Annotated in this window: 7 protein-coding genes; 2 read left to right on the top strand and 5 right to left on the bottom strand. The window is 63.3% G+C overall.

The features are described 5' to 3' along the window. Positions 1 to 522 (bottom strand): GDP-mannose 4,6-dehydratase (locus OXH56_01985; protein MCY3554070.1); only part of this gene is annotated, 522 nt, incomplete at its 3' end. 385 nt (positions 523 to 907) lie between these two features. On the opposite strand from OXH56_01985, the gene OXH56_01990 reads away from it, so the two are divergent. Continuing rightward, a complete protein-coding gene (locus tag OXH56_01990; protein MCY3554071.1) occupies positions 908 to 2,905 on the top strand; it encodes a hypothetical protein in 1,998 nt (665 codons plus the stop codon). A 99-nt stretch (positions 2,906 to 3,004) separates the two neighbouring features. After that, positions 3,005 to 3,442 (top strand): rhodanese-like domain-containing protein, encoded by a 438-nt coding sequence (locus OXH56_01995; protein MCY3554072.1) that lies wholly within the window; start codon positions 3,005 to 3,007, stop codon positions 3,440 to 3,442. A gap of 60 nt (positions 3,443 to 3,502) precedes the next feature. On the opposite strand, the gene bshA is transcribed toward OXH56_01995, so the two are convergent. From bshA to OXH56_02015, 4 genes are all read right to left on the bottom strand, one after another. After that, positions 3,503 to 4,624, bottom strand: a complete 1,122-nt coding sequence (bshA, locus tag OXH56_02000; GenBank protein MCY3554073.1) for an N-acetyl-alpha-D-glucosaminyl L-malate synthase BshA — start codon at positions 4,622 to 4,624, stop codon at positions 3,503 to 3,505. Then, positions 4,621 to 5,352 carry a bacillithiol biosynthesis deacetylase BshB1 gene (bshB1, locus tag OXH56_02005; protein MCY3554074.1) on the bottom strand — a complete coding sequence of 244 codons (732 nt, stop codon included), beginning with the start codon at positions 5,350 to 5,352 and terminating at the stop codon, positions 4,621 to 4,623. Before bshB1 ends, bshA begins: the two co-directional genes overlap by 4 nt. Next, on the bottom strand, positions 5,349 to 6,983 hold the full coding sequence (gene bshC / locus OXH56_02010) for a bacillithiol biosynthesis cysteine-adding enzyme BshC (protein ID MCY3554075.1): 1,635 nt from the start codon (positions 6,981 to 6,983) through the stop codon (positions 5,349 to 5,351). The genes bshB1 and bshC overlap by 4 nt, the downstream gene beginning before the upstream one ends. Further along, positions 6,980 to 8,891, bottom strand: a 1,912-nt coding sequence (locus tag OXH56_02015) for an MMPL family transporter (protein MCY3554076.1), incomplete at its 5' end; no start/stop codon positions are given. The genes bshC and OXH56_02015, both read right to left, overlap by 4 nt.

The following is an 8,891-nucleotide window of genomic DNA, read 5'->3' on the forward strand; positions in this document are numbered from 1 at the left end:
TAACGGGTAATCGATGTGAAGTCCTGCGTCGGGCGCGCGGGGATAAAGCACATTTTGCTTGAAGACCCCGTAGTGGGTGACGGGCCGCAGCACCGCGTCGTTGCCGACCGGCCCCGCATCGTAGTCGTCCTCCATGCCGTAGACCGCCGCGGAACTCGCGTAGACGACGCGACGGACGATATCGGCATGGGTCTTCGACGCCTCGAAGACATTCAGGGTGCCGATCACGTTGACCGTGGCGCCCTTGATGGGATCGGCCTTGCACACGGGCACCTGCAGCCCGGCCAGGTGGATGATGCGGGACGCGCCGGTTTCACCGACCACCCGCGTGAAATGGGTGCCGTCGGCGATGTCGCCCTCGATGAACCGGACCCGGGCGATCTGCTCGGCGTCCATGATCAACGCCATGCGGGCGGTGTGTTCCACCAGGTCGTAGATGGCGACATCGTGTCCGTCGTCGACCAGGTTCTTCACGATCCACGAACCGATGCAACCATATCCGCCGGTGAGCAGATACTGCATGAAAAGGGTCCTTTTTCTGCGGGGCGCAGGGGCCAAAAATCATGGGCCGAAAAACCTCGTCCATGGTATGGCGCGCAAGGCTCGGTGTCAAGAGAATCAGCCGCGTTCCCACAGGCCGGTCTGCGGTTCCCAGGCGGCCTGCCGGCAACCTGCTCGAGGTCTGTCCCGCGGCCTGCCGGCAGCCTGTGCTCGACCTGTCACGCAAGCCCGTCCGCGGTCTGCCGGCAGCCGTTTTAGTCCTTGATCGGACCCCGCCGGGCCGATACATTGTGCCCATCCCGGAACGACCGGTTATCGACCGGTGTGAGACCGGCCATCGACCTACGACACACCGGTGATCGACCGGTAAGTCCAGCGAATTCCATCCCCTCAAGCGACCCGTCAAATGAGCGTACGCCAGCGGTCTCCCGCGCCGTCCGGAAAGCCGGATGCCCATCCTCCCGGTGCGGGTGCTCCCGCGCGGCATGGGGGCCTGGCGTCGGGCATGACGCTCCGGGCGGTGGGTCTGGGCCTGGGACTGTCCGTGCTCATGGCGTGGTGGGTGGTGCATTCCGCCTTCGAAGCCCACTCCTCCTACCTTTCCATCACCCACATGCCCATGGCGGCGCTCTTCCCCTTCATGCTGGTCGTTTTCGTCATAAACGGCCTGCTGAAGCGCTTCGCGCCCACGCGGATTTTCACCGCGCCTGAACTGATCATTATCTTCTTCATCGTGTTCACGGCCTCGGCCGTTCCAGGGTGGGCCTTTACCACCTACTGGGTCGCCATACCCTCCATCCCCCACTACTACGCCAATTCCGAGAACAGATACGTGGAGTTGTTCTTCGAGTACCTGCCGGCCTGGCTGATCGTCACCGACGAACGACAGGCCATACGTTGGTTCTACGAAGGCCTGCCGTCCACGGGAGTCATCCCCTGGCGGGACTGGGTCATCCCCATGGGCTGGTGGGGCACCTTCTTCCTGGCCCTCTTCTTCGCCAGCGCATCGCTCATGGTGATCCTGCGCAAGCAGTGGATCGAAAGGGAGCGGTTGACCTTCCCGCTGGCCCGCGTGCCCCTGCTGCTCATCGAGGATGACGGAAGCGGTTCCGTGCTGCCCAGGATCGCCCGGTCCAGGGTATTCTGGTACGGTTTCACCATCCCCCTCTTCATCATCCTATGGAACATCGTCTCGTACTGGGACGTCGTGCCGCCGATCAGGCTGGGGGGAGACTACCGCATTCCGATCACCCTGGCCGAATCCTTCCCGCCGATTCAGTTCAAGATCAATTTCGCTTTCATCGGCATCGGGTTCTTTACGAACCTGAATATCCTGTTCAGCATCTGGGTGTTCTTCCTGCTGGCCACGATCCAGATCGGTATCATGAGCCGGTTCGGCATTCCGAAGACGACCGAGATCGTCACGGCCCAGCACCTGGGCGGATTCTTCGTGTATACCCTATTCGGACTCTGGATGGCGCGCCGCCACCTTTACGACGTGGTGAGAAAGGCCATCGGCCGCGGCCACGACATCGATGACTCGGGAGAGTTCTTCTCGTACCGGACCGCCCTGGGCGGCGTGGTGATCGGCGTTCTGTACATGTTCTTCTTCCTGGTCAGCATGGGGATGTCCGTTGCCGCCACGGCCACGCTGCTGGCCACCTGCATGCTGCTCTATATCGGGGTCACCCGCGTGGTGGCGGAAGCAGGGCTCATCAACCTCGACCTGCCCTATAACGCCCATGACTTCACCGTGTTCTCCTTCGGGTCGGCGAACCTGCACCGGGCCGACCTCACGATACTGACGCTGTCCCAGACCTTCTCGAGGAACTGGCGGACACTGGGCATGTGCGCCATGGCTCACGTCAACAAGATGGGCGACGAGATCGGCGGCGCCCGGCGCGGCATCTTTCCCGTTGTCATCTCGGCGCTCGTCATGGCCGCGGTCATTTCGGTCGTCTACACCATCTTCCTGGGATACAACACCACCGGGGCGGATGGATTCGCCGATGCTTTCGGCAACGCCAAAGCGGGATACAACACGCTGACGACATGGATCAATAACCAGACCCAGTTGACCGGCGGGGAGTACCTGGGTCTCGGACTCGGCGCACTCATCGCATGGCTGCTGATCCTGGCCCACCACAATTTCCACTGGTGGCCGCTGCACCCTATCGGCTGGGCGGTGGCCAAGACCTGGGGCATCGGGATGATCGCCACGTCGATCTTCATCGTCTGGCTCGTCAAGGCCTTAATTATGAAACTGGGCGGCACGAGACTCTACCACCAGGCGCAGCCCTTTTTCATCGGCATGCTGGTGGGATATGTACTGGGCGTGGCGCTTTCCTATGGCGTGGATGTGATCTGGTTTCCGAACTCGGGACATATCGTGGAGACGTGGTAATCGCTGGCATCGAGGCGGTCCGCGGCATCGAGGTGTACCGCACGGTCGAGGCGGCCCGGGCCGACGAAAATCAAGACAGAAAAATGAAAGGAGTTCCCAATGAGCGTGGAACAGGTCATGCCCGACGAGGCGGCCAGGCTGGTCGAATCCGAGGGGTACGCCTACATCGACGTCCGGTCGGTACCCGAATTCGAACAGGGCCATCCCGCGCCGGCGGTAAACATCCCCCTGCTGCACGCGGACGAGCAGACCGGGCAGATGACGCCCAACCCCGATTTCGTCCGGGTGATGAAGGCGAACTATCCGGAGGATTCGAAGCTGGTACTGGGTTGCCGGACGGGCCAGCGCTCCAATCACGCCGCCGAACTGCTGCAGTCCATGGGATATCAGACGGTCGCCAACATGCGCTGCGGGTTCAGCGGCGAGATGACGCCCTTCGGCCAGGTGGTCAATCCGGGATGGGAAGAAGTGGGTCTGCCGGTGAGCTACGACAGCGGAGAGGGCGTGAGTTACGCGTCGCTGGAGGCGAAGGAGTGAGGTATCCGCCGCTCGCGGCGAAGTCGGGAGAGGACTGACGGGGATGTCCGCGGGTTCCGGCTAACCCCGCAGTACTTCTTCGTAATAGGCTTCGTAATGCGGGACCACGGCCTCTTCCGCGAAGTGGTCCAGCACCCGCTGCCGGGCCTGCCGGCCGACCGCCTCTCGCAAGACGTCGTTCACAAGCAGGTCCGTGGCGTGCCGGGCCATTTGCCCGATGTCGCCCACTTCGGTGATGTAGCCCGTCTCCCCGTGGCGTACGAGTTCCGGCAGGCCGCCGGCGTTGGCGCCGATCACCGGGACACCGCAGCTCATCGCCTCCAGGGCCGACAGGCCGAAGCTCTCCTGTTCGCTGGGAAGCAGGTACAGGTCGGAACAGGAAAGAATCCGGTCCACTCCCTCCTGCTCTCCCATAAAGACCACGCCGTCCTCCAGGCCCAGTTCCCGGGCCAGTTCCTGCATGGGGATGCGCTCCGGACCTTCCCCCACGAGCAGCAGCTTGCACTTGACTACTCGCCGCACCTCCGCGTACATGCGGATGATGTCCCCGATGCGCTTGACCGGCCGGAAATTCGAGACGTGCGCGATGACCTTCTCGTCATCGTCGACGAAATTGCTGATGTCGCAGTGGCCGTCCCCCCGGCGGAACCGTTCGACGTCGACGAAATTGGGGATCACCCGGATGTCCTTCTCGATGTCGAAGAGGGACAGCGTGTCACGCTTGAGGGACTCGGAGACCGCCGTGACCCCCTGGCTTTCCTCGATGCTGAACCGGGTGATCCGGTAGAAGGACTTGTCGCTTCCCACGAGCGTGATATCGGTGCCGTGGAGTGTCGTGATGACCTTGACGTCCCGGTCGCGCAGCATGTGCCTGGCCAGGAAGGCGCAGGTGGCGTGGGGCACGGCGTAGTGTACGTGCAGGATGTCCAGCTCCGCCTCGGAAGCCACGTCCGCCATTTTCGCCGCGAGCGCAAGGGTGTAGGGCGGGTACTTGAACAGCGGGTAGGGCATGACCTCCACGTTGTGGAAAGAGATGTTCTGGCTGTATTCCTGCAGGCGGAAGGGGATCGAATAGCTCACGAAGTGGACCCTGTGCCCCTTCCGGGCCAGCGCCTGTCCCAGTTCGGCGGCGATGGCGCCGCTTCCTCCGTAGGTCGGGTAACAGGTGATGCCGATGTTCATCGGTTTCCGCCTTCACCCACGAAGTGGGCCAGGGGATCGTCGATCGAAAGGTACTCCCGGACGACGAAAGGCTCTCCGTACCTCGCGCCGATCAGCTGTCCGTAGTAGCGGCTCTGGGCTTCGACCTCTTCAAGGAACTCGGGCCGGCTGATGAAGGTCTCCGGTTCGGTGGAGTCCGGGTCGTGGAACTGCGACCGGTGGGCCTTCACGGCCTCGATCTTGCGGTCGAACGTCGACGTGATGTCGACGATGAAGGAGGGCCGGGGTTCCTGGTAGCGGTGGTGGGTGAGGTAAAAAACAACCTTCCGGGGCCGGAAGGCCGGGTGGTCCGTCTCGAGTTTCTCCAGGCCCGCCAGAAAGGCCGCGTCCCTAGCCAGCCGGGCGGTCTCCCCGTGATCGGGATGGCGGGCGATCTCGTGGGGAACGAGGAGCATATCGGGCCGGTATCGGCGTATGGCGTCGATAAGGGCGTCGCGGTGCGTCGGGCTGGTGCCGACCCGGGCGTCCGGCAATTCGAGGTTCAGCCTTTCGGACAAGCCGAGCACTTCCGCCGCCGCCGCCGCTTCCCCTTTCCGTCCGTCGACCGTTCCCCGGGTACCCATCTCGCCCAGGCTCATGTCGACGATACCGGTGGCATATCCCAGATCGGCGAACCTTATCATCAGTCCGCCGCAGTGCAGCTCCACATCGTCCGGGTGCGGGGATACGGCAAGCACGTCGAGTTTCATAACGGGGTCATCCTGTGTCTGAAATCCCTTTCGTCCGTGGCCTCGAAGAGGGTGTTCATGACGTCGAATCCGTGCAGGGCGACGTACTGCCAGATGTTGGCCACCCGTTCCTGGAGGTGTCCGTTCGGATACAGCAGCCGGTCCGCCCGCATGATCTGGCCGCGCATGACTCCGTCCGCCTTCTTCAGGGCGCGGAGGGTCTTTTCTTCCAGCCTGCCCAGGGCGAAGCGGGTCTTCCGCTCCGAGGCCTCGACGATCCGGCTCAGTCCGGGGTCAATGGACGTCACATGTCCCTTCAGGTTCCTGTAGTGGGCTTCCACGTCGCCCCGCGCGGCCTGAAGGCCCTCGGTGACCGGTACCGGCATCTCTTCCCGGAGTCTCCGGTCGACCACGGACTCGATGCCCTGGACGAAATGTGAGATCGCGAGGCCGTGCTTCTCCAGGACCCGGGCGGTCCTCGCGCCCACCAGCGTATGGGACGCGCGGGGATAGACCACGGGGAAGGGCAGGCCGAACCGGCGGTAGACCCCGCCGAGCTGGCCGTAGTAGGCGATTTCCGCCGGCCCGCCGATATAGGTCAGCGTCGGGAACAGCGTGTCCTGCACCAGGGGCCGGGTGATGACGTTGTGCGTGAACCGACCGGGCGTATCCTCCAGTATCCCTAGCAGTTCCTCGCCGGTAAACGAAAGGCTTTCGTCCCGGCTGCTGAACCGCCCGTCCGCATAGCACAGGGCGTTGCGCTGCCCGTCCTCGTACAGAAACAGGTTAACCGCGTCCGGGGACCGGGAGACCTGGGGATGCAGCCCGGCGTCTTCCAGATCGCGGGACGCCTCCAGGACCGAACGCGTGGTCGCGAGCGGCGCACGGATTTCCTGCTCGAACACGGGGCGCATAAGGGGTTTCAGCGCCGGGTCGGTGGGGTCGACGAGGACAAGACCATGTTCCCGGAACAGCAGCGTCATGAGCCGCGCGAAGGCATCGGACAGTGAAGTCCCGGCGGTACAGTGGCGCCGAAGCGCCTCGATGGCGGACGGACGGTACTCCGAGTCGGGCAGGGCCTCGGCGAACTGCTCGAGCAGCGTGTCGATACCGGGTCCGAGCAGGCGGTCGCTTGCGGATCGACGGTCGTTAGGGTCGTCGGGGCTCAGCTCGAACCGGAAGGCGTCCCCGTCCGTGCGGCAGACGTGGACATGGTTGATTTCGGCGTAGTCGTGGTCGTCCGCGGCCATCCAGAAAACGGGCACGGCCCGAACACCGGTCTCCTCCGACACCCGTCTCGCCAGCTTGATCGCCGTTACGGCCTTGTAGATGGTGAACAGCGGACCGGTCAACAGGCCCGTCTGCTGTCCGGTGGAAACGACGAAGGTATCGTCCCCGGCGAGGGAACGGGCGTTGTCGAGGACGGTCTCGTCCGCCCCGAACCGGCCATTCTGTGCCTCCAGGATCCCGGCAAGCGCCTTTCGCGGCGGTGGAACGGTACGAGACTTCACGGACTCGATCATGCGTGGCCATACATCCGGATCGCGTGGATCGTGGGTGTAGAACGGCCGCAACGACTCGAAGTCTTCGAGAAAGGTATGCAGCAGGTGATCCGGCAACACCTGGCGGTAATCCACTGCATGAGCGTTCATGTAACCGGCCTTGTTCGGCGCTTTTCCATGATGAGCAGGTAGGCGGGCAGCGCGACCAGGGCTGTCGCCAGCGTGGCGATCTCTCCCACGTTGGCCATGATCCCGAAGGAATGCAGGCCCCGGTTGGACGTGAGCATGAGCGAGGTGTACCCGATCAGCGTCGTAGACGAGCACATGACCAGGGCCGCGCCCGTATGCTGTACCATATTACCGATGGAACCCCGTCCGTCAAGGCGGTAGCGTTGATACAGGTTCACGCTGTAGTCTACCCCGATGCCCAGCGTAGTGGGTATGACGATGAAGTTGAAGAAGTTCACCTTGATGTCGAAGAGCGCGATGAAGCCGCCCATAACCAGCATGCCGCCCAGCAGGGACGCCAGGATGACCACCGACGCGTGGATGCTTCGGAAGGCCAGTACGAGGAGCGTGATCACGCCCACGAAGCAGGCGATGGTGGCGATGGGCCCGTCGCGGTCCACGGCCTTCAGCATGTCGGCGAAGACCACGGCCTCTCCGGAAGAATAGATGACTTCATCGTCCGGAAGTTGGTTGGAACGGACGACCTCCGCGAACCGGATCAGGTTCCGGCCGTTCCAGAGCCCGGCGTCCGACCGCGGGTAGACGTAGATCAGCCTGCCCACCGTCCCGTCCCGCTCCTCGTAGGGCCGCGTAAGCGCTTCAGGCAGGTCGTCCACGGTGATCCCGTCCAGGCTCAGGTTGTCGCGGAAATCGTTGATCTTCGCGAGCTGGTCGGGCGGTAATCCGAGTTCGTCGGGCGGATTCGTGTCGAGCATGTACTCGATGTCCCAGAGGACGTCGATCTTGTCCTCCTGGTCCTCCGGCAGCAGGTCGTAAATGGTCCGGACCCGGTCGATGGTCGGATTGGGCACTTCCTTTTCGGCCTCTTTCTTGTCCAGCACGGCCCGGCGTATGCCCGGCACCTGGTCCAGGCGGTCCGCCAGGATGACGGCCGGCGACTGCGATATGCCGAAGAGGGCGTTGACGCGGTGGTTGAGGATCCGCTCGTAAGTGTCGCCCCGCGGCTCGTTGCGCAGCTTCGAGAAGTCGTACTCGAAGGAGTTCGGGAGCCACCATACGAGCAGGACGGCGCTGAGCAGCACCAGGGAAGCGCTCGTGCCCACCACGGTCCGCGGCTTCTTCTGCACCAGGTTGGCGAGCCGGCTCATCGACCTGCCCCGGGAGACCTTCCGGGTCCAGGTCTTCCGTCCGAAGGCGGTGCGGTCCCAGAGCATCAGCAGCGCCGGAAGGATGGAGAAGGTCGAAAGCCAGCACAGCAGCATGCCCAGGCCGCCGATGAACCCGAAATGGTTGAAGCCCCGGAAATCGGTGATCATGAGGGTACCGTAGGCCAGTCCGGTGGACGCCGCCGAGGTGACCGTCGCCGTGAGCGTGTTCCGAAAGGCGATCTGCACGCCGTCCCGTGCGTTCTCTCCCCGCAACCGCTCTTCCTTGTATCGGGACATCAGGATCAAGCCGTAGTTGATGCCGTTCCCAATGATGATGGCGCCCAGGAAGGCGGTCTGCATGTTCAGGTAGCCGATGCGGAAGTAGGTCAGGCAGAACGTCCAGAGGATGCCGACCACCACGACAAGCGTGATGTTGATGACCGGGACGACGGTGCGGAAGTAGAGGAATATGGCCAGGGCGACAAGCGACAGCGTGACGCCAGCCGACGTGAAGATCTCCCGGTTTACGGACTCGTACTGGTCCAGGATCAGGCGGTACTTGCCGGTTAGCCCAACCTTCAGCGACGGGTGGTAGAACGTGGGTTCGAGGCCTTCCGCGATGGCCAGGACCCGTTCGCAAAGGTCCCGCGAGAAGGACACGCCGGTCGAAGATCCGAAGGGTTTCAGGACCATGACGAGAAACCGCCCCTGCTCGTCGTGT

The organism is Gemmatimonadota bacterium, from assembly GCA_026702745.1.
In the GTDB taxonomy this organism is placed as follows: Bacteria; JAAXHH01; JAAXHH01; order JAAXHH01; family JAAXHH01; genus JAAXHH01.

What these genes read in the sequence shown, in the direction of transcription:
- bshB1 (MCY3554074.1), bottom strand. Translation starts at nt 5,352, where the DNA reads ATGAAACTCGACGTGCTTGCCGTATCCCCGCACCCGGACGATGTGGAG.
- OXH56_01990 (MCY3554071.1), top strand. Translation starts at nt 908, where the DNA reads ATGAGCGTACGCCAGCGGTCTCCCGCGCCGTCCGGAAAGCCGGATGCC.
- bshA (MCY3554073.1), bottom strand. Translation starts at nt 4,624, where the DNA reads ATGAACATCGGCATCACCTGTTACCCGACCTACGGAGGAAGCGGCGCC.
- OXH56_01995 (MCY3554072.1), top strand. Translation starts at nt 3,005, where the DNA reads ATGAGCGTGGAACAGGTCATGCCCGACGAGGCGGCCAGGCTGGTCGAA.
- bshC (MCY3554075.1), bottom strand. Translation starts at nt 6,983, where the DNA reads ATGAACGCTCATGCAGTGGATTACCGCCAGGTGTTGCCGGATCACCTG.